Raw genomic sequence first — 26,582 nt, forward strand, 5'->3', positions numbered from 1 at the left:
GGATGGCAATTTATTCTATAACAATCCAACTCCTTGGAATGGGGAGACATTCCCTAAAAATTAAATAATAATGCAACCATTACGGTACACTACTGTCTTTTTATACCTGATAACCGTTATGTCTACAAGTGCACAGGAGCTATTTTCCTCTTTTGGTAACTGTTCTAAAAACACCTATGGTTTTGTAAATATGGAAAATCGAGCCAAAAACGTGCCGCCTGAATACTGTGATGTTAACCGGTTTTCGGAAGGGCTTGCCGCGGTAAGAAACGAAGGAAAATGGGGTTATATTGATGCAAACCATCACCTGGCAGTCGGATTTCAATTTGATGGTGCAAGCAGTTTCCTAAAAGCTCATGCTATAGTACGGCAAGGTGAGTTTTACGGGGTGATCAATAAACAGGGCGAATACATTATTCAGCCCGAGTACTACGACTTGAGCGCTTTAGAAATAGCGGGCGGGCTATATTACATTTCTCGTGATACCTCTTTTTTTTCAGGGCTTATAGACAGTAGTGGCAAAGAAGTATTGCCTCACCATTTTACCTATATCATCGCCTTAGATGCCTATGAAAATATCCCATTTTATACGTCATTCCAAAAAGTTGATACCACAATAGGTAGCTTCTATGAGCAATTCCGTGAAAATCCATATCAATTCTCACCAGAAAAAGGCAGACACGATATTTACGATATGCAGCTCAATAAATTAGCATCCCGGTATTCAACCAACTATACTAACGGTTTCCAACATTACGAGCTCGATGGCATAAATACATTTTTGGGAACGAATAAGGATAAAAGTGTTGATGAAAAAATCAGTGAAATTAATCACTTACTAACCTTACCTGAGCCGGATGCTGATACTGTAAATCCAAATGCAATGTATCTAGAATACCAAACCATGAATCATGAAGAGGTGAAGACACGCTTAGAAAATCTAGGTTATAGTTTATTTGTCAATGCGCATGGGCAAACCGGACTAAAAAAAGAAGATCAAATTATCATTCCTGCGCAGCATGATTACTTAAAGTTGTTGAACGGGGTCGTCGTCTTCCCGTTTGACGACAATGTTTCTTATTTACAAAAAAACTACGGAGGCTCCTACAGAAATAAAGCAAAAGGTATTTTTGATATTTTTTGTATTGTGGCAAGTAATAATACGGCTACCGAGTTGCACTTATACGATCTACGCGGAAAGAAAATGTTGCCTTTTGAAGAAGGTGAAGACTCCACTAGAAAAACAGTTGCCGGTACGACGTCGGTTGGATTTAATTACATAAATTTGATGGAGCAGGAATCGAATCAAACCATAGAAAAGCATGGCCTAATCAATTGGAGAGGAGAAGAGGTGTTACCCCCGGTATATAAACGTATTGACGTATTAAAAACGGGAGATATACTTGTAGTCGAAGAAAAGCAAGTACAAAAGGGCATAGAAGAGCATATTGGTTTATATAATAAGAGGGGGGAAGCAATTGTGCCGACGGGTGTCTATTCAGATATTATGCCATTCTATCAAGTAGAAAACCTTTACTTGGCGACGTGGGATGATCATTATCCGACAGTAGAAGAAAAAAAGAATATCAAAGACGAAAACAGGAGCTATGTCATCCTTAAGGTAGAAGGAAATTCATATGCAGTAGTTAACAACTTCACTGCAAGTTTTGTTAGTACGCAGGGCTTGGACATGGAAACGGGAATGTTGCAGTATAAACAAAACAAAGAGAAGTGATACGCAAACCGCAGCTATACTATTTAACATAATAGCAATCAAGAATATTGATGAGATAAAAACTTATCAGAAATGGGAATTAAATTGGGTTGAAGGTGGGCTTTTCCCAATCGCGACTTCGTGTTTCATAATACTGTTCAAGCGTTATCCGATTACATTTTTGAACTGCTTTCCAGCAATTGGGCAATTTTAGTATACCCGTTATTTTTAGCATGCTGTAGAGCAGTTACTCCCTTTGAATCTGGAATATGAATGTCGCAGCCAGCGTCTACCAAAATTTGAACTGTTTTAACATATTTCTCAGATCCATCTCCTAAAATCACTGCTTCCAACAGCGCTGTCCACCCCAAGCGATTGACATGATCAATAGGAAATCCCTCCGTATTGGCGAGTATCTTTACGACCTCTATGTGGCCTCTTTCGCATGCTGGAATGAGTGCGGACCCATTGTACCTATTGAACACATCGAATCGAGCACCATTTGCCAGAAAAAGTTTTACCAATTCGGTATATCCAGCCGCACCTGCAAATAAAAAAGGGCTGTCCTTTGATTTATTCTGTAGGTTCACATCTGCACCTTTTGCTACTAATAAACGAGTCATTTCAAGATTGGCATTGTGGGTAGCTATCAGTAGCAAGGAGCTACCAGCGGCATCTTGTGTATTTACATTGGCTCCCTTTTTTAGCGCTTGTTCTACCGCTGCAGGCTTGTTGTTCTTAACAGCCTCCAATATTGTTGCTTGCTTGTTGTGATGTACCATATTAGCTGATATTTCTGACGGAATCATAAATAATAAAGTGAAGATCGATAGTAAATAGTGCATGCTTTAAAAAGTTGATGTTAAACTTTAATATATTACATTACCCCGATGAATTAATGATTTTACAGGCGAAACCCTAGACACGGCCTCGGCCGAACAGCTAGCATCAACCAACACCAGATCAGCCATATCACCCGGTTTTGGCCATTGTTGCTTTCCATTGTCATCTAAAGGTAATACGTTGCAGGTAGCAAGTTTTAAACTTCTTGAAAGGTCAAATTCAGTTGAATAGCCATATAATTGGGCCATCATATTGGCTTTTTGGAGAACGCTTCCCAGACCCCAGGTGTTCCAATGGTCAATAATACTATCATTACCAGTCATCACCTCAACGCCGTATTGGTAAAGGGTTGGGATAGGCATAATGAGCCCGCCAAAAGGAATGGTAGAAATAACCCCTATTTTAGCATCTGCTAACTTTTCTGCCATCTCCTCCTGTTTTGCTTTCTCCAGTGCGGCCAGTACAAAGCAATGGCTCAGGTATGTTTTTCCTTTTAATATAGGATTTTCATTGACCTTATTAATAAGATACTCCACTGTCTTTAAGCCCGAATCTCCGCTTTCGTGCAGGTGTATATCAATACCTTTATTATGGTCTAAAGCCAATTGTATTGTGAAGTCCATCGTCCTTTCAATGGCTCCATCTACCGTATAGGGGTCAACACCACCAATATAACCTATGTCCATTTCGGCGGCTTCTTTCATCCATTGTTCAGATTGGGTATAATATACGCCGTGCTGTGGAAAAGCTACAAGTTCTGCCTCAAAACCTCTTTTTTTATTCGCTAAGGCTGTTTGTAAATGTTGTAGTGATTCTAGTTTAGAGGTCGGTTCGATGTTGACATGGCTTCTTGCAAAATTAGATCCACATGATTGTAGCAATTCGATGAGTTTTTCTGCACGTTGTGTAGAGGTTTCTAATAAGGTTGGAAGAATTTCCTGTTCTAACGCAATCATGCCCTTTACTCCTCCTTGTCGTTTCTTTGTTGCCTTCCAAGGCCCTCCGTAAAATGTTTTATCTAAATGAATATGCATATCCCGGAAGGCCGGTAGCATCAGCAAGCCCTTCGCATCCATATCATCTGCTTGTGATGTATTAGGTCGTATCGCCTGGATTTTGCCATCGCTGATTTCAACAGTGAAGAGCGCTGTTGTGGTTGCGCTGACTTCTCCTTCCTCATACTCAAAACCGGTTTCTAACCGCACATTTTTTATTCTGAATTTGCTGCCAATATTATTGACTTTTTCTAGAGATGATTGGTTCACCGGATTTGTACCTAATTGGCTGACGCCAGTCGATAACCCGGCTAACGCCATAGAAGAACTTTTGATAAAGCTTTTACGGGAAATTGATGCTACCATATTCTTTTTTATGCAAAAGTAAGCTTAGCGACAAAGAAAGCAGTGGCCAAATCATGCCTTTACTTGTAAAATTTATAACAAAGGCTGATAGCATCACTTGAAAGGCTTTATTTGCGTGTGGGGAATTGATGTTAAGCCCAGTTAAGTAGCCACTTGTACTGAGATATACCTGTTGCTGTATTGCATAAAGATGTCAAGTCTCTGAACAGACTTAACCTTAACTATACCTAAAAATTTGTCTATTGAAATTGACCCCAATGGGAATATCTCTCATTGTTAGGATTCAAACTTTCATGTTAATGGCTTTTATAAAGTTTCGTTACGTTAACACAAAGGTAGGCTTGTGCCCTTGGATTGTACTTGGTTTTATGATAAGAAATAATAATTGGGCCAGCAGCGTATAATATCAAAGCTTTTGCCATAAAAGTAGGAGGGGTGTTTGTTTAGTAGTTAAAAACATGCTTTTTATTTTAGGTAAAAATGGTTAACTTTACAATATAACTTATAGTAAACTAAGCGCCCAATTATTACCTTTTTCTCGTTACTGTCGTATACTAGTTTAGCCATAGCGCACCCATTTTATAAACTAAACATATTATGAAAACGGTTCAACACATTCTTAACAACAAACCAGCAATTGTTTATGCAGTATCTTCTCATGATTCTGTATTTGATGCTTTAGAGCTAATGATGGAAAAAAATATCAGTGCATTGCTGGTGATTGAGCACGATGAATTACTGGGCATTTTTACCGAGAGGGATTACGCACGGAAAATCATTTTGCAAGGGAAAGCTTCAAAAGACACCTCTATCCGTGAAGTGATGACAGCAAACCCGCAAACCATTACAAGCTTTGACAGAATAGATCACTGTATGAGCTTGATGACCAATAATCATTTTCGACACCTACCAGTTGTGGAGAATAAACAAGTGATCGGGATGTTGTCTATTGGAGATTTGGTGAAAAGCATTATTGAAGATCAAAAAGAAACGATCAGCCAATTGGAGAGTTATATCAATAGTTGATAGATAATTGCACTATGATTTAAATGCTCAAAATATAAAAGCTATTCGTTGCCTACCGTGAATTTGTAAATGCATTTGCTGTGGTAGGTTTCTCCTGGTTTCAGTACCGTCGACGGCCACTCGGGTTTATTTGGTGCATCAGGAAAATGTTGCGTTTCTAAACAGATGGCTTGCTGTTTATTAAGTGGATAACCACCTTTACCCTTTTGAGATCCGTCTAACATATTGCCTGTGTAGACCTGTATCCCAGGTTCATTGGTATATACTTCCAGACCAATACCACTCGCTGGAGAGTACACTTTGGCGGTTAATACATCAATTTCGCCTTTGGTATTTAATACCCAATTATGATCCAATCCGTCAACAAGTTGAATCTGTTTGTGTGCACTGTCTCGGGCAATACCTTCACGTATGCTCATCGGGGTCCTGTAATCAAAAGGGCTATCAGCCACCGGTCTTATTTCTCCGGTAGTAATCAATGAGGTGTCTAATGGCGTGTAATGGTCAGCATTTATATAAAGGATGTCATCCATTATGGACGAAGTTAGGTCGCCCGAAAGATTAAAAAAGCTGTGGTTGGTCATGTTTATGACCGTTTTTCTATCGGTTTCCGCGGTATAATCAATGTCTAATGCATTAGCGGCCGTTAATGTATAGGTTACTTGCACATTAACATTGCCGGGAAAACCAGCTTCACCGTCCGGTGAAAAATAGGTGAGGATCAATGTGCTATCATTCGGTTGTTGAGCTTTGAAAATTTGTTGCCGCCAACCGTTGTTACCACCATGGATAGTATGCTGTTCATTGTTTTTATCCAGTCGTACGGTATCGCCGTCAAGTACAAATTTTCCATAGGCAATGCGATTCGTTACACGCCCCATGGTAGCGCCAAAAGAGGAAGGCTGAGCAAGGTAATCGTCGATCGTTTCAAAACCAAGTACGACATCTTGCATCACTCCGTTTTTATCAGGCACCCATAGTGCTACGATCCGGGCACCATAATTGGTGATAGCGGCTTCCAAACCTTGGTCATTCCGAATGATAAATAGATCGGTAGAATCGCCTTGAAGCGCTGTCTGAAAATCTGCCCTATTTAATGGCTGCTGATTATTTGATGTTGCCTTTTCCTGTGAGCAGGAATTAAGTAAGGTAATCGATACAATAATGATAGTAATGATGGATATAGCACGGATCATTTGAAGGTAACTTGGGTTATTAACACTTCAGGCACTCATTGCCCAAAGCCTTTCAAACATACGTAAAAAATGCCTTTATGCAAATTGTTCGCTAGTTGTGGGAAGCCGTATTTAAATATAAACTACCTGATTAATACCCTTATGTTAAAAAAATATCCTTTCATGACGACAAAGACTGGCTAAAGAGAAAGTCGACGCAAATGGTGGTGCTGTTAAAGGATTCTTCGATCCTTTTCGTGGATAGGTATATCGTTAATCGAAGCAAATCTCTTTTTCATAAGTCCATCTGAATTAAATTCCCAATTTTCATTTCCATAAGCGCGGAACCATTGTCCAGATTCATCATGATACTCATATTCAAACCTGACAGCTATCCTGTTATCGGTAAATGCCCATAACTCCTTTTTTAATTTGTAGTCAAGTTCTATCTCCCATTTTTGACTTAAAAATTGGAGAACTTCATCTCTTCCATTGATGAATAGGTCGCGGTTTCTCCATTCGGTATCTCTGGTGTAAGCCTTGGATACTTTTACCGGGTCTTTACTGTTCCATGCATCTTCGGCAAGTTGTACCTTCTTTAGAGCTGTCTCAAAAATAAATGGAGGTAGGGGATGTTTCTTTTCCATAGTTCAATCATTTTTATTTATTGGAATCAAATCTATTTAATATTTTTAATTGCTGAAAATGATTTATTTTGATTTTATTAATCATAATTAATGATTAATAAATGCCAATTACTTCAAAATGTTTGAGATGGTGGCGCCAATCGGGAGTTTTACGCAAGTTGCACAGTTGATGCATACTGCTCAGTGATGTACTAAACTATCATTTGCCTTAGATACTTTTGTTGCTGTATTTCAGAAAAATACATAGTTAGACAAGCTGGATATTATTTTGTTTAACATAAAAAAGAATACTGTTCGTTAGTATATAAAGGTGTTTTTCGTTAAGTTTGCGTATACCCAATAAGAGGCGTGCCCTTCTGAATTACACTCCTTGCTTATGAAGGAAATAAATTAATATGCCAGAACCACTTCGCCTATGGGCAACCGATAGGATGATAGCATGATGAACAATAATGTTTTGCCGAAACAGCCGAGCCTGATCGTTTCTTATTGGAATGTAGGCTATCTCTTACACTGCTCGCTGGTGCTTTTTGTGATGGAATCACTTTTTTACTGGGACAGATTGAAACAGGCTTATATGCATGATCCTATACTGATGGTCCTCTTCTGGTTATGGTGCCTCTTGTTTTCTTTCAGTCATATTTTTCTGGTAGTGATGGATGCCTGGTCGCGGTTCCAGAACTATAAACGGATAAAAGATTATTTCTTTGTACATGGTTTTACAGCGAAAGTCGCCAGGCACTACAGCGGTTCCAAATGTCAGCGTAATGCGTTGATGGTAGCGGCGCGAGAGTTGGGCTTAGCAGATCAGGCACAGAAATATTATCGGAAAACCGGGATTAAATGGTTCCATTTTATACCACAGTTTATGGTGAATGATCCCTTGTTCTTATTTAAAAGATACTTTTGGTCGCGGACTTTTATGGAAAAACATTACGAACCAAAATTTAATTTTAGAGCGCTTAACCAAAAACTTTCTATCTAATGCTTGTAGGACACCAGCTGAGCAAAACATACCCTTCGGGAAAGGCGTTGAATAAGGTGAGCATCAACATCGAGGCAGGACAGATTGTTGGCCTTCTGGGACGCAATGGCGCAGGTAAAACAACATTATTCCGGATTCTGTGCGGTTTGATAAAGGCGGATGAAGGCAGGGTAAGCATTGCCTCCACCCGGGAGAAACCTATTGGTGGGATCATCGAAAAACCAGGCCTCTATAATTACCTTAACGCCTATGATAACCTGAAAATATTTGCTGGTATACAGGGGGCAAAAACCGATCGTCCTGTCTTGGAGCAACACCTAAAAAAGGTGGGGTTGCCCATCGACCGCAAAGACCCTGTGCGCAATTTCTCGTTAGGAATGAAGCAGCGATTAGGAATAGCCATTGCATTGCTTAATAACCCTGAATGTTTGGTGCTTGACGAACCCTTTTCGGGGCTTGACCCAATTGGGGTGGCTTCTCTGGTTAAGCTCATTGAGCAACTCGCAAGCAAGGAAGGCATTGCTATCTTGCTTTCTTCTCATTTGATGGGCGAACTGAGCAGGTGCTGCCATTTTTTATACGTTATAGATGGGGGAAGGGTAGTGAACCAAGGAAGCCCTGCGCAATTAATTGACCGACATGTTCAACGTTTTACGATCACGGCGACGAACATCAGCAGCTCGATCATTTTGAAAAAGTACAATGCCGTTATGGGTTTGCATGATGCGAGCGTTGAGTGCCCGGCAACAGCAATTCCCGATCTGCTGCAGAAGCTGCTGGCAGAAGGTATTCTGGTAAACGCCTTTACCCCTGAACTTACTCTGGAACAATTAATCAAACCCATCAGATGAAGCTGTTATTACGAGCCGAAATTTTAAAAGTAATCAAACAGAGTAAAACTTATTATGCTTTGGGAGCTGTTTTCGTAATAGAACTGTTAATTCTGATAACAGCGTACTATCAGGGAAGTACCATTCTGGATGTGTTGCTCGATAACCTGAAGCAGTCATTCTTTTTTGAGGGTACTTTGCTGAACGGTAACCTGATTTTGTACATTGTGTTGAATTCCTTATGGTTTAATTTGCCGCTCATATTGATGATTATTACCTCTAGTATGCTAACAGATGAATATAAGGATGGTACGATGCAAACAGTACTTTTGCAAGCGGTGAAGAAATGGAAGTTCATAACTGCAAAATACCTGATAGCGATCGGTTTCACTTTATTCGTGATGGCTTTCATGATGATTAGTACGTGCTTGCTTGCCTATACCGCTTTTGGTAAAGGTGACTTGGTGGTATACCTAAATACACTGAATTTTTTTGAATCGGCTGATGCTTTCAAACGGATTTGTTGGGCCTTTGCCTGTGGTAGTATGGTGATGATTTTTTACAGCGTGATCAGCGTCACGCTTGCTATCTTTTTAAAGGAAGCGACTAAAACCTGGATAGTGGCAGCACTGGTTCTGGTAGTTACCAATTTATTGTTGAAAATAGACTTTGGCGCAGCTTTTATGAATATATTGTTTTTCCCGAAGTTGGTAGATACCTGGCAGGAATTTTTCTATTATGAAACTGATTGGAAAAGGGTCTTCATGAACAATACAGTACTCGCACTATATAGCGTTTTACTGATATTTATCGGTACTTTTGTTTTTCACAAACGAGATATAGAATGATACGATTGCTAATGGGTATATGTCTTTGCTTCATTTTTTTGTTAGGGTATACACAAGAGATAGATGCGGATCTTTTAAAGGTTAAAAAAAGATTGGATGCGGTACAGCAGTTTTCGGCCACCGTTGTTTTGGACTTAGAGGTCTCCTTTATTAATATGCCGACTAAAACGGCTAAGGTCTATTATGAGGAGGGGAAAAGGATGAAATTCTCTTCTGATGATTTTGTGATGCTTCCCCGTCGAGGGCTCGACTTTTCCTTATCGGAGATCTTTCGATATCCTTTTATTACGGTCGACCGGGGAATGGAACAAAGGGATGGAAAATTGGCAAAGGTAATCAATGTGATCCCCACAGATAAACTGTCGGAATTGGCTTTGGTAACCTTATACATCGATCAGCACACGATGCGCATCCTCGCATCAGAAATCAATACACGTAAAGAAGGCTCTTATACCTTATCCATGCGTTATGCATCTACCAAAGATGTCTTACCCAGTCATGTAGAAGCCTCTTTTGCCCTTGAACGCTTAAAGATACCGCTCAATTTTATGGGAAAAGACACCGAGATCGATCGAAAGCAAATGAAAAGTCAAGAAACCAAGACGGGTATCATAAAAATGCAGTTGAAGGATTATGATATCCAGTATAGATCCTAATTGATGATACATTAACCATTTCCGCTTAACAATTTCGAGGTTTCTTTGTTTGTGAATTAAGATATCAATAAATTATACGTATGATGAAAATACTGGCAAACACATTTTTCTTAGCAGTGACGGCGTTCATTTTCTGCACCTGCGAGAATAGACAGGATAATACATCTGTTTCGGCGGATGCGGTTTTGTTGCGAAATGCTACGATCATAGATGGCACTGGCGCGGATGCACTGCAACAGACGGATATCTTAATAGAAGACAGCCTGATTACGGCTATAGGTCAACATCTTGACACCTCTGGTATAGCCTCGGTTATCGATCTTACGGGAAAAACGGTGGTGCCTGCCTTTATTAGTGCCCACGTACATGTTGGTACCTTAAAGGGCACAGACGCCACAGGGAAAAATTATACAAGAGATAACATACTTCGCCAGTTGAAGAAGTACGCGGATTATGGGATTCTAAATGTTTTATCGATGGGCACAGATAGACCGTTATTGTTCGAAAATGGGCTGTATGATTCGCTGAAAAATGGCCAACTTGAAGGCGCTTCGATGTATTCTGCCGGTTATGGTTTCGGAGCACCTCAGGGAGCCCCTCCTATGGGCAGTGCAATGGATAAGGTTTATCGGCCAGATAGTATTACGGAAGTGGCTGCCAAGATTGATAGCTTGGCAAGCTTGAATGTACAAGCCGTTAAGATATGGGTAGATGATTTCGGAGGTGAGGTAAAAAAAATCGATAGCGCTGTTTATAAAACCATTATTTCTGAAGCGCATAGACATAATATAGCGGTTGTTGCCCATGCCTATTACCTTAGCGATGCCCACCAACTTGTAGCTGATGGTGTAGATGTTATCGGACATAGCATCAGGGATCAAGAGGTGGACGATAGCTTATTGATGCAGATGAAAGAAAAAGATGTAAAATATATACCTACGCTTACTTTAGATGAGTTTGCCTATATTTATGCCATTAAACCCGATTGGATAGAGGAGACATTTTTTAAGGAGGCTTTGGAACCCGGGGTGTACGAAATGATCACTTCGGCCGACTACCAGAAAAAAATGAAGGAAGCTGCCGCCTACACTAAAAATAAAGCAGCTTTTGAAACGGCACTTATTAATCTGAAAAAGATTTTTGATGCTGGTATTTTGGTTGCATTGGGCACAGATTCTGGTGCTTCTCCAGTGAGGGCACAGGGTTTTGCCGAGCACCGTGAACTAGCGCTTTTGGTACGGGCAGGATTGACACCTTTACAGGCCATTACCGTGGCAACCCAAAATGCAGCAAAAGTATTGAAGATAGACGACCGTTTTGGAACCTTGGAAAAGGGGAAAATAGCCGACCTGATTGTGCTTAATGGAAACCCGCTGGATGATATCAAAAACACCCAAATGATTGAAGCTGTATATAAGAAGGGCAAAGCTGTAAGTACAGGTCCAATAAAGGATTAAATCGATCGAGGCCGGTTTGCTTCTTCTTGTTTTTTTAGAAAATGCGAGAGATGGCTTTCGTCAGTAAAACCAAACTCATTCGCAACTTGTTTCAATTTTTGCTTTTCGTGGTCGATTCTTCGGCGAATTAGCTGATAACGGTATCGGTTGATGTACTCCTTATAGGATATATCAAAGGTCCTTTTAAACCAAGTACTGAAGTAATTGGGAGCAATACCAAATTTGGTGGCGATGTTTTTGATCAGTAGCTTATCCGGCTCATAAATATGTTCATGTAAATAATATAATACCGAATTTGACGGTACCTGCTCTTTTTTTAGGTTAATGTGGGTTCTGTCGAGTGTTTCTGAAATAATGCAGAGAATGGTAGTTATCTGTTGGTAGATGAGCGCTGAGCGCATATTCTCATAAAAGTGCCAGTAGGTTACGATATTGTCCATTACGTTTTTTAATATCGTTGTAAAAGGTGGGAAAAATGACAGCTTAACCTCCTTAAGCAACTTATGACGCATCAGCAATAGCGGGGCTATTCCAATCGGTTCCTTAGACAGATTCATCCCGGTATAAATAGGGTAATAGTCATCTGTAAATTTTATAAAGATAAAATGGGTTTGTTCGGCTATCTCAAAATGATGTTCATCCTCAGGTGATATTAGAAAGAGGTCGCCAGACTGATAGTGGAAACGGTTCTGGTTGATTTTATGTGTACCGCTTCCGCTCACAATATAGATAATTTCATAATAATTCTGATGATGTAAAGGGGCGTGAAAACTATTTTCTACTAACTCTTCTACTACTAATGGAGCGAACTGCCTGAGTTGTTTCATTTAGGTGTAGTGCTTTGATTACCTTTTTATAAAGCGAATATACAAGATATTGTTGTTTACTTACCAAAAATAAACGCTACGTGCATAAGAAATTTGCAGCTTAAACAACCATACGAACTACGTATACAATGATGAAACAATGGACTTTTATATTTATTTGCTTAGCATTAGGTGAGCTGATTGTGGCAGTCACAGGCCTGAAGTTACCTGCTAGCATTGTGGGAATGCTTTTGCTTACGTTTTTTCTTAAGTTAAAATGGATAAAAGTAGACGCTGTGGACAAGGCTGCAGCTGTTCTGCTTCACAATATGGGACTTTTTTTTGTGCCAGCAGGCGTGGCGATTATTTGTTACGTGGATGTTATCAGTAGATCTTTTTGGTCGATCATTATAGCTTCTATGGTCAGTACTGTAGTTATATTGGCGGTAACGGGTTGGACGCATCAATTGCTCAGAAAAAAGAGATGAAAAATATATTTGTTAGCCCAGCTTTTTCCATAGCTGTTACATTAGCTTGTTATTTTTTTGCATTAAAGCTCCATAAGCGCACCATGCTGTTTTTTTTACATCCCATTCTCGTGTCTATAGCGCTACTGATCACGCTATTGACGATCTTTCATGTCGAATATGAACAATATGAAGAGGGCAGTCGTATGCTCTCCTATTTATTGAAACCAGCGGTGGTAGCCTTGGGTGTGCCTCTTTTTAGACAGTTGGAGAAAATCAAAAAGCAAGTGTTACTTATTGTTATCAGTCAGCTTGTTGGTTGCGTATTCGGCATTATCAGCGTTGTTCTGACCGCTTGGTTGATGGGTGCAACCAGAGAAGTGATTTTTTCCATTGCACCTAAATCCGTTACCACTCCCATTGCCATGGAGGTATCCCGGGAAATTGGCGGAATTCCTTCTTTAACAGCTTGCATCGTCATCATAGCAGGTATTTTAGGCGCCTCATCCGGATACGTAATTATGAAGCTCTTTAGAATAGATAATCCGATAGCTCAAGGGCTGTCTATGGGGACGGCAGCTCATGCCATCGGTACTGCTAAATCTATGGATATCAGCCCTACTTTTGGCGCATTCTCCAGTTTGGGACTGATTATAAATGGCATACTAACGGCTCTCCTTGCGCCATATATTTTACGACTATTAGCCATTTGGATTCCCCTGTAAATATCTGTAACCCTATTATATTCGGCGCAATTACTAAAAACATCGGGTATTAGCCAACAAAGTGTCGTGTAAAACTGTTGAAGTGCTAAAGATTATGCAGATGAAATACGGACTTTTAATTGATATGGATGGGGTTATTTATGGAGGAGAGACGATGATTCAGGGTGCTGATCGTTTCATCAGTTACCTTATGGAAAACAACATACCTTTTGCTTTCATGACCAATAACAGTCAGCGTACAGCTCTTGAAGTTGTTCGGAAACTTAAAAGGTTGGGGATAACGGTTACTGAAAATCATGTGTATACCAGCGCTATGGCTACAGCTAAGTTTTTGGCAAGCCAAAACCCCAACGGTACAGCCTATGTGTTGGGAGAAGGTGGGCTGTTAACCAGCTTGTATGAAAATGGAATTAAACAGGTAGAGACCGATCCAGAGTTTGTTGTGTTGGGAGAGGGAAGGAATTTTACCTTGGAAATGGTTCTGCGCGCTGTAGATATGATATTGGCAGGTGCCAAATTTATCACAACGAACAGAGATCCCTCTCCCAAAAAACCTGGCTGGAACAATTTGGGAATTGCCGCTACTACCGCAATGATAGAGGAGGCTACAGGGAGGGAAGCTTTTGTGATAGGTAAACCAAGCCCTGTAATGATGCGTTCGGCCAGAAAGTTTTTGGGTTTGGAAACTGCTGAGACTACGGTAATAGGTGATACCATGGAAACTGACATACAAGGTGGTGTACAGATGGGCTATAAGACAATTTTGGTGCTCTCCGGCATTGCCAAAAAAGAAGATTTAGAGAGGTATGCTTTTAAACCTGATCTGGTAGTAGGGTCTGTCGACGAAATAAAATTTCCGCTTGAGTGGTGGCGATGAATGTGTGAAATGATCCGCACTTTTTCGTTATTTTGAAAACCCACTTTAGCTCAGTCTTTCTGACATTCGCTCCAGTTATAGTTTTCATTTAAAATGCCTTCTAACGATTTTCCGTGATCTGTATAAGTAAATTCTGGAGTTCTCTTAGCTACCTAATTAGCTTTCACTTCATTTAACCCTAAGCCGGATGCTATGTTGATCGCTGCGGATGGTGGTGGTTATAATCAAATTTTATGATAAAGAAGCGGCTATATTTTAATGAGTAAATTATTTCGTTTGCATTCAGCAAGTTACTTGTTTGTTGTTAAATACCATTTGACAAATTAAAACTTAAGCCTATATTTGCACCTCAATAAAGGTGATGCCATGATCGGGGTGTAGCGTAGCCCGGTATCGCGCCACATTTGGGATGTGGAGGTCGTAGGTTCGAATCCTGCCACCCCGACAAAAGCCACTGATTATCAGTGGCTTTTTCTATTTTCGGACATATTTCGGACTGAATTGTGTGGATTTTCCGAAGTTGTTAAGTTGAGAAAAGTTAAGGTTGTGAAGTTTCTTTATTAAGAAGTAGCTTTGTTTTATCCAATCTTAACGCCATATATTCGGTATTAAGATTCCAATTTTGATCAGAATAAGGGTCTAACTGGCAATATTCTCCCAAAGTTATTTCATCTAATGGGAGCAACGCCTCATAAGGGAACTTCAACCCTCTTTTACCTTTTTTAAAGGTATCGTATCCCCAAGCAATTAAAGAAGTGTCATTGTATTTTCTTACAATATATACAGGGTCTATCGCTTGATAAGTAAAAATCTGCCATTCTAACTCATCATAAAACTTCTTTTCATCTATGTTGGATATTTCCTTGAAAAATTCGTGATCAATTTGAGAATGATCTATATTGTTTTCTGTAAAATGCCTATGGAAGATGAACGATAGTCCGTTCTGATTCGCAATTCTGTTTATCACTTCGTAGTTCTTTTTAACAAATGCTTCGTATTTCGGTCTTTTTCCTAATTGAAAATAAAAAACACGGTGATCCATTAGCCATGGTGTTTTGGTTTTTATTGGAATAATGTGGTAATTAAAATTTTGATTGTTATCCATATATGCAAGTTATATATTCTTAAGTGTTATGTTTTTTGAACTTCTGTTACTTTCCATTTGTCGCCTGCATAAATTGCTCTTGCATTCACTTTGCAATCGCCAGTAATGTTGTGTTTTTCCAAAAGGTATTTCGGCACATAATAATCTCCTATAAAAGCAAAGTCAGGATCTTCTTCTTCATAATTATAGTCTTTGTATTTTACCTCCAAAAAGCCCACAATGTCTTTTCGTAAGTTTGGATTTGCTTCTTCTGTTAGTTCAATAGATAATATTTTCACTCTTATTTTTTTGTCTTTGTCCGTTTTTGTAGCAAATGAAAGTTTAATAAAATCGCCTTCGCTTGGTCTTAGATTTGTTTCTGTGAACCTGACAATTCCTTGCAACTTGGACGAAATAACAAAATGAAATAATTGCTTTTGCTCGTTCACTCCGTCAACGATTGCAATTTGAGTTTGGAATTTTGAAATGACAGAACCTTTGTCAATTTTCTGAATTTGTCGCAGTTCTGTTCTGTTTTCGTCTTTTACTTTTTTGATGTAACTCTTTGCTGTTACGAAATCTCCAATTTGCAATTCGTTTTTGATTTGTGGGAAAAAGACTTCTTTGTTTTCCGTTGTTATTGCGTGAATGATGTTTTTCTCTTTGTTGATGTAATCAACAACCGCAAAAATGTCATTCAGTATTTCCCAATGTTTTTTTTCCGTCTTGTCCGCAATGAGTGGAATATACTTGTATTCTGTAATAACAGTTTTGCCAAACCAAGCGAACTTTGCTTCAACTTCTTTTTTAATTTCCTGCTTGTAAAGTTTGAATTTGAAAATCTGCCCTAATTCGGATTGTTTCAATACTTCAAAACGATTTTTACTAATTGCAAACTCTATTGTTTTTCCGTCAGTAAAAGTCAAACGCTCTTTTCCTTTTTCGTCTCTCCATTTGTCTGCGAGAACAACTTCTGTACAATCAAAATCAGCATACGCAAAGCTTTCAGCAAAAGGAATGTATTTTTTGTATAGTTCCTGATTGTCTTTTAGACTTTGTTTAACCGAACTTGCCTTTTTGTGTAATTCGTCAAAAACCGATGACAATTTCCAACCTTTTATTTCCCGATGTTTCTTGTATGCTTCAAGTTCTACAAGTGCGTTTTCTAATAGGTTTTCGTCAATTAGAACCTTTGCTAAATCCAAATGAATGTCGCCTAAAAAATCTTCGTTTTTTTCTAAACTCAATGCTTTTGACAACATTCCGATTTTTAAGGAATTCTCGGAAACAATACAATCTGAAAATTCTTGCCAAACGTAATGTTTGTCTGCAAGTTCCAAAACAAGTTGTTTGTATATTTTGATTGCTAATTCTAATTCGTTGTTTTTGAAATGAAGCAAGGCTTTTTCTCGTAACAACCATTCATCGTCAGGAAATAATTTGATTGCTTTTTCATAAGGCTGAATAAGCCAAGATGAATTCTGTTCAGATGTTTGAGTTTTCATAACTTCAAAAGCCTTTTTAATTGCTTTTGTTGCTAATGGTTTGTATATGTGTTCGTCTTTTTTTGTTTCTTTCCAATCGTCAGTTCTTAAATTTTCGGGATTCCAATTCTTGAAAAAATTTAGAAAACGCCATTCGTCATTTTCTTTCATAAATCTTTCAGCAAGACTTAAAATTTCGGAATGCCATTTTGATTGTCCGTGTTTGGAGTAATTGTTATTGTATTGCTCAAACAAATTCCACAATTCGGAAAATTTATTTTCCTTGTGAGCATTGAAAATATTCCAAAAAATGGTTTCTCTGAAAAAGTCTAAGACGGTTTCTTTGCCAAGGTCAATTTTGCTTAAAAATTCTTCAATGTTTATTTCGGTGTCTGAATTTACAAACTCTCTGCAAATGCGTGAAATAAGCGAAGGAATATCTTTTCCGTCTTTATATCCATCGTGCAAATCTTCGTAGCGAAGATTGTCAGGATTCCACAAAAGGAAAAAGTTGTAAAACTTAAAGTCGCTGTGTGTTTTTGAATAGTTTAAAGCAAAATTTAAAATCATAGAATGAAGCATTGACGGTCTTTCATTCTTTAAGTTCATATAATCTCTAAAAAACGTTCTTACTTCAACCGATGAAAGATTGCTTTCTTCTGCTTTTATATATCGGTAGATTACCCAACCGTAACTTTCGTGATGTAGTTCTGTTAGTCTGTTTTGAGAAATCAGGTTTTTAAAAATAGCTAATGCTTCTTGATGATTTCCGTTTCTGCTTAATTCTTCCGCTCTTTGAACCTCCGAATAATTTGTGTCAATCTTTGGACGAAGAAAGTTTTTTTGATTTTCAATTATATCATCATCATAACCTCGAAAGTTTATTGTATTAAGTTCGTTATAACATACTCCTGCTTGATTCAAGTTTCTTTCTGCTAAATAGTATTTACACAAATCTATTAGAACCCAAGCAAATGCTTTTTGAATCCATTCATCTGAACTATCCTCTAAGTATAGATTTCGTGAGATATTTAGAGCATTGTTTAGCTTATTGAGTTTTTCAATCCCTGATAAACTCTGTGCTTCTTTTCGCAATTCAAAAACGGTTTTAGAGTCCATATCAAGATACTTTTTCTAATAAGAGTTCCTTAATTTCTTCCGCTAAACCTAAACCTGTTGTTCTTGTTGGAATGAGTTCTGTTTTTTTGAACCTAAAATTACCGTCATACCAAAATTTGTATGTCGCTGTAAAACCGTTTTTCTTTATTTCATAAATTTCGTGATACTGTTTGTGTTCAATTTTCGCAATTTGAAAATTGAACGGTTCTAATTTTGCCTTTAAAATTTCGTAAAACTCTTTTTGAAACGCTTGTTCAAATTCAAATTCCGTTTCGGTTATTTTGGATTCTGCAACAATAATTGTCTTGTTTTGAAGATTAGCAAGTTTTGAATAAACACTTTCAATAAATATCGTTGAACTTGCAGGCTTTTCTATTCTTGTGATTTTGTTTTGTCCATTGTAATGGATTTTAAAAATCGCAATTTCGTTTCCTTGCGAAAATGTATAATGCTCTAAATAGCTTGTGTGGCGAATGTCGCTGATGTTTATATTTTCATCTTTCAAAAATTCGCAAATTGTCAGATAAATATGTTTTACAAAATTCGTTTGATTTGAAAAATCAAACGGCAATTCTATTTCCGTAATTTCTGTGTTTAACGCAAGAATATCTTCTCTTGGTTTTATGTTTTCAATTTTGGGCGGTTGAATATTGCTTGCAATGCTAAAATGCGGTTCATCAAGCGTAAACAAGTTTTCTTTTGCCCTTGTAATTCCTGTATAAAGCCAACGGAAATAACTTGAATTGAAATAACCCATTGAAGTTTTGCAATTCAAAAATGTATTTTTCCATTCTCCGCCTTGTGCTTTGTGGCAAGTAATGGCGTAGCCAAATTTTATACGCAAAGCGTTAAAATACTTGTCGCTTCGCAAAGCGTCTTTAAATGGCTGTGTTCCGATTTTTAAATTTTTGTTTCGGATTTTGAAATCAATGTAAAGTGCTTTCAATTCGTCTGAACTCAAATCCCTTTGATGTGAGTATAATAAGTTCTCAATTATTTTACATTCTATATCGTGTTTCTTAAAATTTTCGTCTGTGAAAGTAATTGTAACATTCCGAAAAGTTAGCGGAACTTTTATTTCTTCAACTACGTTTTTGCTATTTTTCCGTTTTAGTAGAGTTGTTCTTCTTTCGGGTGTTGGTGAAACTTCTACAACAAAACCAATGTCGCCATTTAGCAATTCCATTTGTGGATAATTGTAGTTATTACTCAATAAAATTACTTTGTCGCCAACTGTAATTGTTTGTTGATTTGGAAAAAAATGATTTCTCACAAAGTCGTTGTAACCTTTTACGGCTGAATTTGAATAAGCAACAATTATCGTTTCTTCGTCTATTGTGTTGTTGCAGGCTTGCAAATATTTCGACAACAATTCTTCATATTTTGTTTTGTTGATGTCTTTAAAATCTGTTTCAATGTCAAGTTTATTGAAAATATTTTCTTTTAAAGATTGACGAATTTTGGTTGCGTTGTGAAGTATTCCGCTGTCTGCTTTTTGTCTTACAACTTCGGTCAATTCAAATTCGTTTGAAACAAGTCCGCAATTTTCTTGCAAGTATCTTCCGTCAAGTGCTGGCGAAAAATTCATATTTACGGGTGGCAACTGTGCGTTGTCGCCAATGAAAATTATTTTTTTGTTGTGGTCATTGTTGTCAAAATTGATGTAACGAATTAAGTCTTTAAGCAAAAAGCCCGAACCAAATCTAAAAAATTCGCCTTCCGAATAAACATTTGAAATCATTGAGGCTTCGTCAATGATGTAAACTGTATTTGTCGGGTCTTCACTTATTCTAACTTCAAAGTAAAATTTGAAAGTTTCTGTTCCGTCTTCGTCTTTGGTTTTAAACTCTTTGAGTTCTTTGCTTGAATAAATTGTCTTGTGTATAGTGCAAGCCTTGTGTGGAATTGCAACTTAAAATAGGAGACTTTTTTATGCTGCCATTTTCTCTTTTTCCAATAGCATCTCTTCGATCTGCTTAGGGGTTTTATATCCCAGGGCAGAATGTGTTCTTTTGGTATTATAAAAACCTTCAATATATCCAAAGATCTCCAATTTAGCCGATTGCTGATCGATGAATTTTCTATGGTAGATCATTTCAGCCTTTAGTGTCTTGAAAAAGCTCTCAGCTACTGCATTGTCCCAGCAATTGGCCTTCCTACTCATGCTTTGAAGTATCTTGTTTTTTACAATTACCCTCCTGAATTCATCGCAGGCATATTGGATCCCTCTATCCGAATGGAAGATAAGACCATCTTTGATACCTCGGTTTCTAATAGCCATTTTGATGGCTTGTACAGAAGTGTTTTTAGTCGTCATATCGGTGCTTAAAGACCATCCAATGACTTTTCTGTCCGCCAGATCGATAACCGTTGTTAGATAAAGCCACCCTTTGCCGGTATGGATGTAAGTAATGTCGCTAACCCATTTTTGCGATAGGGAATCCGCTGAAAAATCTCTTTGGAGGAGATTTTCAGCTATCCTATAACTATGGCTCGAATCTGTGGTCACCCTATATTTTTTCTTAACCTTACTTCGTATCCCATGTTTCTTCATCAATCTTGCTACGTAGCTTCTTGATACCATTTCACCTTTTTTGTGCAGCTCTGCGGTTATCCGTGGGCTGCCATAGATATACTTACTGTCACTGTGTACCTGCTGTATTTTATCCACAAGTGCTTTACTGCGTTGTTCCCTGGGGGATTCGGGCCAAACCAGCCAACGGTAAAAACAACTGCTGCTAACGTTCAATACTTCGCACATCTTCTCTACGGAATATACTTCTCGGTTCTCCTTTATGAACCGGTATATGGACCGTCTCCCCTGGAGAAGATGGCTATGGCCTTTTTTAAGATATCGCGTTCTAATTCTGTATCTCTTAATTTCTTGCGTAAAATCCTTAACTCCTGCTCCTCCGGACTGATCTTGGGATTGTCAGGTAAAACCTTATTCCCATTATAACGTGGATTTCTACGCCATTTACTCAGTAAACTGGGGTCTATGTCTAATTCCTTAGCTACATCGGCTACAGATCCCTTAACAACGCTCAAATCGACCGCCATTATCTTAAACGAATCATCAAATTTTCTATGCATTTCTACAAATTTAAAATTACTGTCTAAATCTGTCTCGCTTTAAAGGTAGCAACTCCATGTCCTATCACACGGAAAGACCCGCTGTGAAAAGTAGAGATCACTCCCGGTCTATCTCTTATATCCCGTAAAGAGCATCCATGAAAACGGACTTTAAGGTTATTGGGTACGCTCGGAAGCGACTGCTCGAAGTAGGTTTGCCTTTGGTTAAGCAATAATCTGAAGAAATTCGGCTCATGCTCGCTATATACCAGCGATGGAAGGAAATTACGGAAACTGGCACTCACCACCTGAAATTTATACCAAAAGGGGTGCATAGGTCCCAGGGGAAATTTTTTATGGTTCACAATAAAGTAGCGGTTGTTGCTTTTCATTAAGGTGTTATCCATTTCTTAAAGAATAAGCCCGACAGCAAACGCCGCCGGGTAGTAAACAATACAACTATAGTCCTTCATAGGGTATACATTTCTCTTCTTTCTCTGCTGCCAGCATAAAAACTTCCAGTGCGAGTAAAGTAATCGGCTGCCTGAAAAGTTTACTTATCCGGGATTTTCCTCTTTTGCGTTTCATCATTTGTGTATTAATAGTTAAACCAATGCCTACTCTGATCAAGGGTTTTCGGTTACTCCCTACCTACGGCCATGAGGTTTTCTGGATATCCTTTACCGAATTTCGGACGATATACAGGCTGTTTCAAGCAACTTGGTTTGAATGGCGGGATTCTATATGTGAAAGTTGTTTTTCTATATGTAAAGGTTGTTGTGGCCTATTTAGCTCGTATTTTTAATACATTGACAACAATTTTAGCACAACACTTGTATTTACTAAAAATATTAGCATAACTTTGCAATCGATAATCTAACTTAATGGGGTATGGTAATAGGTGATAGAAACGTCATCCATATGGATCAGGATGCTTTTTTTGTATCTGTTGAGGTGAGAAAAAACCCAAAATTAAAGAATGCCCCTGTCATCATCGGGGGTACTTCCGATCGGGGTGTCGTGGCAAGTTGCAGCTATGAGGCAAGGAAATACGGTGTACGTTCGGCCATGCCTTCCCGTATGGCCAAGCAGCTTTGTCCGCATGCCATATTCATCAGGGGAAACATGGATGAGTATACCAAGGCAAGTCATGAAATAACCGATATTCTTATCGAACAGGTGCCGCTTTTAGAGAAGGCGTCTATTGATGAGCATTATATTGACATGACTGGAATGGAGCGTTTCTTCGGCTGCATGAAATTTGCGCACGAACTAAGGGAAAAGGTCATTAACGAAACCCGTTTGCCCATTTCCTTTGGGCTGTCCGTCAATAAAACAGTCAGTAAAATGGTTACCAACGAATGTAAACCGAATGGCGAAAAAGAAGTAGCAAGGCAATTGGTACAGCCTTTTTTAAACCCTTTATCCATCAGGAAAATTCCTGGGCTTGGAGATGCCACTTTTGTTAAACTGTCTGAAATGGGTATCCGTTTTATAGGGAAGCTGACCGAAGTACCACAGGAAATGATGTTCAAGCTAATGGGAAAGAACGGGCTTTCCATTTGGCAAAAGGCCCACGGCATAGACAATTCCCCTATCGTTCCGTACAGAGAGCAGAAGTCGATCGGTACACAGAGCACGTTCGATGCCGATACAATGGACATCACAGCCATTAAAAACCTATTGATGGCGATGGTAACCCATATTGCCTTCGAAATGAGGCAGAAAAGAAAACTTACCGCCTGTGTTACGGTTACGATCCGCTATTCGAATTTTGAAACGGTAAGCAGGCAGGCGAAAATACCTTATACAGCGCTGGATAATGTACTGATGGAGAAAGCAAAAGAGCTATTTACCCAACTTTATGACCGTAGGATGCTCATTCGGCTGGTCGGGGTAAAGTTTTCCCATCTTGTAAGTGGATTTGAACAGATTGAACTGTACAGTGACAGGCAAAAAATATACAATCTCTACCAGATGATGGATCGGATCAGGAACCGCTATGGGACGGATGCTGTTAAGCTTGCGGGAACGATGGATTTAGATTATTAACGTATGTTTCTCAATGTACATTCACACTTTAGTCTGCGCTACGGCACAATGGCACTGGAAACCATTGTAGAAACTGCCATTAAACTGGGTATCACGGAAATGGTGCTCACAGACATCAATAACTCTTCGGGTTGCATGAAGTTTATCCGCCTCTGTAGGAAAGCGGGCATACGGCCTATTATTGGTATGGAGTTCCGCAAAAACGGCCAATTGCTATATATTGCTATCGCAAAAAACAAAGAAGGGATGCGAGAGATTAACGAGTTCCTGACGGATCATAACCTGGACAAAACTGAACTTCCGGATAGGGCACCTCATTTCACAAACGCTTATACAATTTATCCCCTGTCGAATGCACCGATCAAACTATTGGAAAATGAGCGGATCGGTATCCGTTATACCGAACTTAAAAAAATGTTTCGGAAAGATTTATCGGCAATAAAAGACAGGCTGGTGGCATTACATCCGGTCACTTTTGGAAGTACATTGGAGTATCGCCTGCACAGCTATCTGAGAGCAATCGATCTGAAAACAGTTTTGAGCAAAGTAGAGGAAAAGGATAAATGCCATCAGGACGAATATTTTATCTCTCCAATGGATGTAGAAAAAATGTTCGGAGATCATCCCCATATTATCGGGAATACGAAAGATCTGCTTGCAGATTGCAATACCGATGCCTACCACTTTGGTAAACTGAACCGTAAAACTTTTACAGGCAGTAAAAAAGACGATATGGCATTGCTCAACAAACTGACATGCGACGGCATGTTGTACCGCTATGGGCCAAACAATAAAAAGGCCCAAATGAAGATAGGTAATGAGCTTAAAGTGGTAGACGATCTGGATTTTTCTGCTTATTTTCTGATCACATATGATATCATCCGCTATTCTATGGGGAAAGGTTATTATCACGTTGGAAGGGGGTCGGGCGCCAACAGTGCGGTAGCATATTCGCTCCGCATAACGGATGTAGACCCAATCAGGCTCGATCTGTATTTCGAACGTTTCTTAAATCCAAAGCGGTCTGCACCCCCTGACTTTGATATTGACTATAGTTGGGATGAACGGGAGGATGTACAGGATTACATTTTTAAACGCTACGGAAAAAGCCACACTGCCCTACTCGGTACCATGAGTACCTTTGGTGACCGCTCTGTTATCCGTGAAATCGGGAAAGTGCTTGGGCTACCAAAGGCAGAGATAGACAGCTTCACCGATCCGACACGGGATGCGCAAAATAAGGATAATCCCGAATTTAAAAAGATAATGGCCATACATGCCTATATGCAGGATATGCCCAATCAACGGAGCATCCATGCCGGGGGTGTCCTGATCTCCGAAGAACCTATTACCTATTATACCGCTTTGGATCTGCCACCAAAAGGCATGCCGACCGCTCAATGGGATATGTACGAGGCAGAAGCGATCGGATTGGACAAGTTTGATATCCTTTCCCAGAGGGGGATCGGCCATATCAAAGAAGCGGCCAATCTCATCTTGTTCAATAAAAAGGAAAAGGTAGATGTACACAATGTCCAGTCTTTCCTTATAGATGATCAGGTGAACAGACGTCTTAAATCGGGGAATACAATAGGCTGCTTTTATATCGAGAGTCCTGCCATGCGCCAACTGCTTAAAAAGTTACAGTGCGGAGATTATCTTACGCTGGTGGCGGCAAGTTCCATTATCCGTCCCGGAGTAGCTTCATCGGGAATGATGAAGAATTATATTTATTATTTCCATCATCCCGATGAGGTAAAGTATCTACATCCGGTGATGGAAGAACAGCTTAAGGAAACATATGGCGTGATGGTATACCAAGAGGACGTGATCAAAGTCTGCCACCACTATGCGGGGCTGGACATGGCCGATGCCGATGTGTTAAGGAGAGCAATGAGTGGCAAATATCGTTCGAAAGCCGAATTTGATAAACTGGTGGAAAAATTCTTCCAGAAAGCCAATGAGATCGGCAGGGATGAGGAAACGACAAAGGAAGTATGGCGGCAGGTAAGTAGTTTTGCCGGATACAGCTTCAGTAAGGCGCATTCTGCAAGTTTTGCGGTTGAGAGTTACCAGAGCCTTTATCTCAAGACCTATTACCCGATGGAGTTCATGGTTGCCGTTTTAAACAATTACGGAGGTTTTTATCAGCGATGGTTATATGTCTATGAGCTTCAAAAAACAGGAGCCAACGTACATCTTCCATGCGTTAACAATAGTATGGAAAAAGTCAGTATAAAAGGTACAGATGTGTATCTTGGACTGATCGGTATTCAGGGGCTGGATGGTTGCTATGTTCAACGGATACCCGAAGAAAGAATCAGGAATGGTGCTTATAAAAACCTCGAAGACTTCATCAAACGGACAGGCATCACCTTGGAACACTGTATCACATTGATCCGTTTGGGCGCACTGCGCTTTATAGGGATGACAAAAAAAGCACTTTTATGGAATGTGCATCAATATCTAGGGCAGAAAACAAAGCCAAGCAACTGTTCCGAACTGTTCAGTACCCCAGCGAAGGCGTATAAAATGCCTGATCTGCCTGACTGCCCGCTTGAAAGTTCTTATCAGGAACTGGAACTTTTGGGCTATCCGCTCACGCTTTCTATGTTCGATCTATTAAAAACAAACTATAGAGGTGATCTGATGGCCGCTGATCTTGGCCGTTACGAAGGCAAAGTAGTGAAAATGGTAGGCAACTATGTGTGCGAGAAAACCGTCCATACCAAGAACAATAAAAAAATGTGGTTCGGTACGTTTTTGGATGTTGAAGGAAATTTTTTCGATACTACCCACTTCCCCAACAATACGCCTGTATATCCTTTTCGGGGTACGGGCTGTTATCTGATAGAGGGAAAGGTTGTGATGGATTTCGATTTCCCCAGTATAGAGGTAACAAGGTTTGCCAAGCTCCCAATAAAGGACAACCCTGTAATGGGGTAAGACTGCTAAAATGGCCGCAAACGAAGACTTTCTCCCGTTGGGTCAATAAATGCAAGATAAGTGAGAGCGTGGACAATACTGTTGTAAAAGCACAAAAATACAATTGCAATGAAGAATTTATATTCTCTTGAACTTAATGTTTCCTTCACCTTATTCTCTGTTGCGTTTACACCGCAAAAAATCGTAAAAATCAAGAGCGGGATTATCGAAATCTTTACTAAGGTTTCGGTGGTTTCCTTTGAAAAAGTTACAACCTTGAGTATAGAAAGATCTGTGAGAAAAATTAACAAAGGAAGAAAAGTGATAACTACATAGAATATTTTTTCCAAAAACCTTAAACTCCTTCTTTTCAACACTGGTATACCGTGTATCAATGCCAATCCTCTCGTGCCTCCTTGTAACCAATAT

Annotated in this window: 24 protein-coding genes and 1 tRNA gene; 13 read left to right on the forward strand and 12 right to left on the reverse strand. The window is 39.2% G+C overall.

The annotated features are described in order from the left end of the window. The first annotated feature begins 70 nt into the window (after positions 1 to 70). Positions 71 to 1,735, forward strand: a complete 1,665-nt coding sequence (locus H8S90_RS24110) for a WG repeat-containing protein (protein WP_187340316.1) — start codon at positions 71 to 73, stop codon at positions 1,733 to 1,735. A 152-nt stretch (positions 1,736 to 1,887) separates the two neighbouring features. Here H8S90_RS24110 and H8S90_RS24115 read toward each other — a convergent pair whose 3' ends face one another. Continuing rightward, complete coding sequence (locus H8S90_RS24115) at positions 1,888 to 2,559, reverse strand: ankyrin repeat domain-containing protein (RefSeq protein WP_187340317.1); 672 nt, start codon at positions 2,557 to 2,559, stop codon at positions 1,888 to 1,890. A gap of 24 nt (positions 2,560 to 2,583) precedes the next feature. Then, positions 2,584 to 3,873: an amidohydrolase family protein gene (locus H8S90_RS24120; RefSeq protein ID WP_255501722.1), complete on the reverse strand. Its 1,290-nt coding sequence runs from the start codon at positions 3,871 to 3,873 to the stop codon at positions 2,584 to 2,586. 642 nt (positions 3,874 to 4,515) lie between these two features. On the opposite strand from H8S90_RS24120, the gene H8S90_RS24125 reads away from it, so the two are divergent. After that, positions 4,516 to 4,944: a CBS domain-containing protein gene (locus H8S90_RS24125; RefSeq protein ID WP_187340319.1), complete on the forward strand. Its 429-nt coding sequence runs from the start codon at positions 4,516 to 4,518 to the stop codon at positions 4,942 to 4,944. A gap of 41 nt (positions 4,945 to 4,985) precedes the next feature. On the opposite strand, the gene H8S90_RS24130 is transcribed toward H8S90_RS24125, so the two are convergent. Beyond that, complete coding sequence (locus tag H8S90_RS24130) at positions 4,986 to 6,140, reverse strand: aldose epimerase family protein (protein WP_187340320.1); 1,155 nt, start codon at positions 6,138 to 6,140, stop codon at positions 4,986 to 4,988. Between the two features lie 212 nt (positions 6,141 to 6,352). Beyond that, on the reverse strand, positions 6,353 to 6,766 hold the full coding sequence (locus H8S90_RS24135) for a nuclear transport factor 2 family protein (protein WP_187340321.1): 414 nt from the start codon (positions 6,764 to 6,766) through the stop codon (positions 6,353 to 6,355). Between the two features lie 439 nt (positions 6,767 to 7,205). Between H8S90_RS24135 and H8S90_RS24140 the strand changes: the two genes are divergently transcribed. From H8S90_RS24140 to H8S90_RS24160, 5 genes are all read left to right on the forward strand, one after another. Beyond that, positions 7,206 to 7,751 (forward strand): hypothetical protein, encoded by a 546-nt coding sequence (locus H8S90_RS24140; RefSeq protein ID WP_222852185.1) that lies wholly within the window; start codon positions 7,206 to 7,208, stop codon positions 7,749 to 7,751. Continuing rightward, positions 7,751 to 8,602 (forward strand): ABC transporter ATP-binding protein, encoded by an 852-nt coding sequence (locus H8S90_RS24145; RefSeq protein WP_187340322.1) that lies wholly within the window; start codon positions 7,751 to 7,753, stop codon positions 8,600 to 8,602. Before H8S90_RS24140 ends, H8S90_RS24145 begins: the two co-directional genes overlap by 1 nt. Next, the gene (locus H8S90_RS24150; protein ID WP_187340323.1) at positions 8,599 to 9,429 is read left to right on the forward strand and encodes an ABC transporter permease; all 831 of its coding nucleotides are present in this window, start codon (positions 8,599 to 8,601) and stop codon (positions 9,427 to 9,429) included. Before H8S90_RS24145 ends, H8S90_RS24150 begins: the two co-directional genes overlap by 4 nt. After that, positions 9,426 to 10,085 (forward strand): hypothetical protein, encoded by a 660-nt coding sequence (locus H8S90_RS24155; protein WP_187340324.1) that lies wholly within the window; start codon positions 9,426 to 9,428, stop codon positions 10,083 to 10,085. Before H8S90_RS24150 ends, H8S90_RS24155 begins: the two co-directional genes overlap by 4 nt. Before the next feature lie 80 nt (positions 10,086 to 10,165). Further along, entirely contained in the window at positions 10,166 to 11,542 is a 1,377-nt protein-coding gene (locus tag H8S90_RS24160) for an amidohydrolase family protein (protein WP_255501723.1), read from the forward strand. Here the strand turns inward: H8S90_RS24160 and H8S90_RS24165 are convergent. Further along, complete coding sequence (locus H8S90_RS24165) at positions 11,539 to 12,369, reverse strand: AraC family transcriptional regulator (protein ID WP_187340325.1); 831 nt, start codon at positions 12,367 to 12,369, stop codon at positions 11,539 to 11,541. The two genes, H8S90_RS24160 and H8S90_RS24165, sit on opposite strands and share 4 nt — an antisense overlap. Before the next feature lie 128 nt (positions 12,370 to 12,497). Between H8S90_RS24165 and H8S90_RS24170 the strand changes: the two genes are divergently transcribed. The 4 genes from H8S90_RS24170 to H8S90_RS24185 all read left to right on the forward strand — a co-directional run bounded on the left by H8S90_RS24170 (position 12,498) and on the right by H8S90_RS24185 (position 14,862). After that, on the forward strand, positions 12,498 to 12,836 hold the full coding sequence (locus tag H8S90_RS24170) for a CidA/LrgA family protein (protein ID WP_187340326.1): 339 nt from the start codon (positions 12,498 to 12,500) through the stop codon (positions 12,834 to 12,836). Continuing rightward, positions 12,833 to 13,540, forward strand: a complete 708-nt coding sequence (locus H8S90_RS24175) for an LrgB family protein (RefSeq protein ID WP_187340327.1) — start codon at positions 12,833 to 12,835, stop codon at positions 13,538 to 13,540. The genes H8S90_RS24170 and H8S90_RS24175 overlap by 4 nt, the downstream gene beginning before the upstream one ends. A gap of 100 nt (positions 13,541 to 13,640) precedes the next feature. Further along, the gene (locus tag H8S90_RS24180) at positions 13,641 to 14,417 is read left to right on the forward strand and encodes an HAD-IIA family hydrolase (protein ID WP_187340328.1); all 777 of its coding nucleotides are present in this window, start codon (positions 13,641 to 13,643) and stop codon (positions 14,415 to 14,417) included. A gap of 371 nt (positions 14,418 to 14,788) precedes the next feature. Then, positions 14,789 to 14,862 (forward strand) — tRNA-Pro (locus tag H8S90_RS24185). 93 nt (positions 14,863 to 14,955) lie between these two features. Here the strand turns inward: H8S90_RS24185 and H8S90_RS24190 are convergent. The 7 genes from H8S90_RS24190 to H8S90_RS26300 all read right to left on the reverse strand — a co-directional run bounded on the left by H8S90_RS24190 (position 14,956) and on the right by H8S90_RS26300 (position 21,767). Further along, the gene (locus tag H8S90_RS24190; protein WP_187340329.1) at positions 14,956 to 15,522 is read right to left on the reverse strand and encodes a hypothetical protein; all 567 of its coding nucleotides are present in this window, start codon (positions 15,520 to 15,522) and stop codon (positions 14,956 to 14,958) included. 26 nt (positions 15,523 to 15,548) lie between these two features. Continuing rightward, positions 15,549 to 18,104 (reverse strand): lipopolysaccharide assembly protein LapB, encoded by a 2,556-nt coding sequence (locus tag H8S90_RS24195; RefSeq protein ID WP_187340330.1) that lies wholly within the window; start codon positions 18,102 to 18,104, stop codon positions 15,549 to 15,551. A gap of 1 nt (position 18,105) precedes the next feature. Next, positions 18,106 to 19,845, reverse strand: a complete 1,740-nt coding sequence (locus H8S90_RS24200; protein WP_187340331.1) for an ATP-dependent RecD-like DNA helicase — start codon at positions 19,843 to 19,845, stop codon at positions 18,106 to 18,108. Positions 19,846 to 20,034: 189 nt separating this feature from the next. Then, on the reverse strand, positions 20,035 to 20,985 hold the full coding sequence (locus H8S90_RS24205) for an IS3 family transposase (protein ID WP_187342851.1): 951 nt from the start codon (positions 20,983 to 20,985) through the stop codon (positions 20,035 to 20,037). Then, the gene (locus tag H8S90_RS24210) at positions 20,898 to 21,197 is read right to left on the reverse strand and encodes a transposase (protein ID WP_187339052.1); all 300 of its coding nucleotides are present in this window, start codon (positions 21,195 to 21,197) and stop codon (positions 20,898 to 20,900) included. Before H8S90_RS24210 ends, H8S90_RS24205 begins: the two co-directional genes overlap by 88 nt. Positions 21,198 to 21,220: 23 nt before the next feature. After that, a complete protein-coding gene (locus H8S90_RS24215) occupies positions 21,221 to 21,583 on the reverse strand; it encodes a hypothetical protein (RefSeq protein ID WP_187340332.1) in 363 nt (120 codons plus the stop codon). A gap of 52 nt (positions 21,584 to 21,635) precedes the next feature. Further along, positions 21,636 to 21,767: a hypothetical protein gene (locus tag H8S90_RS26300; RefSeq protein ID WP_255501724.1), complete on the reverse strand. Its 132-nt coding sequence runs from the start codon at positions 21,765 to 21,767 to the stop codon at positions 21,636 to 21,638. Between the two features lie 300 nt (positions 21,768 to 22,067). Between H8S90_RS26300 and dinB the strand changes: the two genes are divergently transcribed. Then, complete coding sequence (gene dinB, locus H8S90_RS24220; RefSeq protein ID WP_187340333.1) at positions 22,068 to 23,228, forward strand: DNA polymerase IV; 1,161 nt, start codon at positions 22,068 to 22,070, stop codon at positions 23,226 to 23,228. Between the two features lie 3 nt (positions 23,229 to 23,231). Further along, positions 23,232 to 26,174 carry a DNA polymerase III subunit alpha gene (locus H8S90_RS24225; protein ID WP_187340334.1) on the forward strand — a complete coding sequence of 981 codons (2,943 nt, stop codon included), beginning with the start codon at positions 23,232 to 23,234 and terminating at the stop codon, positions 26,172 to 26,174. Positions 26,175 to 26,582: the final 408 nt, after the last annotated feature.

The organism is Olivibacter sp. SDN3, assembly GCF_014334135.1.
GTDB lineage: Bacteria > Bacteroidota > Bacteroidia > Sphingobacteriales > Sphingobacteriaceae > Olivibacter.

What these genes read in the sequence shown, in the direction of transcription:
- H8S90_RS24110 (WP_187340316.1), top strand. Translation starts at nt 71, where the DNA reads ATGCAACCATTACGGTACACTACTGTCTTTTTATACCTGATAACCGTT.
- H8S90_RS24115 (WP_187340317.1), bottom strand. Translation starts at nt 2,559, where the DNA reads ATGCACTATTTACTATCGATCTTCACTTTATTATTTATGATTCCGTCA.
- H8S90_RS24120 (WP_255501722.1), bottom strand. Translation starts at nt 3,873, where the DNA reads ATGGCGTTAGCCGGGTTATCGACTGGCGTCAGCCAATTAGGTACAAAT.
- H8S90_RS24125 (WP_187340319.1), top strand. Translation starts at nt 4,516, where the DNA reads ATGAAAACGGTTCAACACATTCTTAACAACAAACCAGCAATTGTTTAT.
- H8S90_RS24130 (WP_187340320.1), bottom strand. Translation starts at nt 6,140, where the DNA reads ATGATCCGTGCTATATCCATCATTACTATCATTATTGTATCGATTACC.
- H8S90_RS24135 (WP_187340321.1), bottom strand. Translation starts at nt 6,766, where the DNA reads ATGGAAAAGAAACATCCCCTACCTCCATTTATTTTTGAGACAGCTCTA.
- H8S90_RS24140 (WP_222852185.1), top strand. Translation starts at nt 7,206, where the DNA reads ATGATGAACAATAATGTTTTGCCGAAACAGCCGAGCCTGATCGTTTCT.
- H8S90_RS24145 (WP_187340322.1), top strand. Translation starts at nt 7,751, where the DNA reads ATGCTTGTAGGACACCAGCTGAGCAAAACATACCCTTCGGGAAAGGCG.
- H8S90_RS24150 (WP_187340323.1), top strand. Translation starts at nt 8,599, where the DNA reads ATGAAGCTGTTATTACGAGCCGAAATTTTAAAAGTAATCAAACAGAGT.
- H8S90_RS24155 (WP_187340324.1), top strand. Translation starts at nt 9,426, where the DNA reads ATGATACGATTGCTAATGGGTATATGTCTTTGCTTCATTTTTTTGTTA.
- H8S90_RS24160 (WP_255501723.1), top strand. Translation starts at nt 10,166, where the DNA reads ATGATGAAAATACTGGCAAACACATTTTTCTTAGCAGTGACGGCGTTC.
- H8S90_RS24165 (WP_187340325.1), bottom strand. Translation starts at nt 12,369, where the DNA reads ATGAAACAACTCAGGCAGTTCGCTCCATTAGTAGTAGAAGAGTTAGTA.
- H8S90_RS24170 (WP_187340326.1), top strand. Translation starts at nt 12,498, where the DNA reads ATGATGAAACAATGGACTTTTATATTTATTTGCTTAGCATTAGGTGAG.
- H8S90_RS24175 (WP_187340327.1), top strand. Translation starts at nt 12,833, where the DNA reads ATGAAAAATATATTTGTTAGCCCAGCTTTTTCCATAGCTGTTACATTA.
- H8S90_RS24180 (WP_187340328.1), top strand. Translation starts at nt 13,641, where the DNA reads ATGAAATACGGACTTTTAATTGATATGGATGGGGTTATTTATGGAGGA.
- H8S90_RS24190 (WP_187340329.1), bottom strand. Translation starts at nt 15,522, where the DNA reads ATGGATAACAATCAAAATTTTAATTACCACATTATTCCAATAAAAACC.
- H8S90_RS24195 (WP_187340330.1), bottom strand. Translation starts at nt 18,104, where the DNA reads ATGGACTCTAAAACCGTTTTTGAATTGCGAAAAGAAGCACAGAGTTTA.
- H8S90_RS24200 (WP_187340331.1), bottom strand. Translation starts at nt 19,845, where the DNA reads ATGATTTCAAATGTTTATTCGGAAGGCGAATTTTTTAGATTTGGTTCG.
- H8S90_RS24210 (WP_187339052.1), bottom strand. Translation starts at nt 21,197, where the DNA reads ATGCATAGAAAATTTGATGATTCGTTTAAGATAATGGCGGTCGATTTG.
- H8S90_RS24215 (WP_187340332.1), bottom strand. Translation starts at nt 21,583, where the DNA reads ATGGATAACACCTTAATGAAAAGCAACAACCGCTACTTTATTGTGAAC.
- H8S90_RS26300 (WP_255501724.1), bottom strand. Translation starts at nt 21,767, where the DNA reads ATGATGAAACGCAAAAGAGGAAAATCCCGGATAAGTAAACTTTTCAGG.
- dinB (WP_187340333.1), top strand. Translation starts at nt 22,068, where the DNA reads ATGGTAATAGGTGATAGAAACGTCATCCATATGGATCAGGATGCTTTT.
- H8S90_RS24225 (WP_187340334.1), top strand. Translation starts at nt 23,232, where the DNA reads ATGTTTCTCAATGTACATTCACACTTTAGTCTGCGCTACGGCACAATG.